This window comes from Sulfitobacter sp. HI0129, from assembly GCF_001635395.1.
Lineage (GTDB): Bacteria > Pseudomonadota > Alphaproteobacteria > Rhodobacterales > Rhodobacteraceae > Sulfitobacter.
In genome coordinates this window covers 1-444 of sequence record NZ_LWGH01001038.1, presented here as the reverse complement: position 1 = coordinate 444, position 444 = coordinate 1, and the positions used below count along the sequence as shown (strand labels likewise).

Genomic DNA, 444 nt, shown 5'->3' with positions numbered 1-444 from the left:
GCCAAGCGGCTGCGTTGTCAGCACCGCAACAGCGTGCCCCGCCGGAAAGAAAGTATCGTGGGTGTCCAAGGGCTCTGCCGGTCGTGTTACGGTGGTTCGGGGATTTCAGGGTTTCAGCATCGCAGATCATGCGATAAAGCCAAGGCAACGGATATAGACCCTCCTGATCCCGATCCAACCCTGCCAATACAACCCTGAAGGACAGCCCGATGAAATTCTTCGTGGACACCGCCGAAATAGACGCCATCGCCGAACTCAACGATCTGGGCATGGTGGACGGCGTCACCACCAACCCCTCGCTCATCCTGAAATCGGGGCGCGATATCCTCGAAGTCACCAAGGAGATCTGCGACCTCGTGGACGGCCCCGTCTCTGCCGAGGTGGTCGCGCTCGAATCGGACGCGATGATCGCAGAGGGGCGCAAGCTGGCCAAAATCGTCGACA

At 59.5% G+C, this 444-nt stretch carries 1 protein-coding gene; it reads left to right on the top strand.

Annotation, left to right across the window (positions count from 1 at the left end; all coding sequences use genetic code 11):
- Positions 1–209: 209 nt before the first annotated feature.
- Positions 210–444 (top strand): transaldolase family protein (locus A3764_RS22050; RefSeq protein WP_330220555.1); only part of this gene is annotated, 235 nt, incomplete at its 3' end.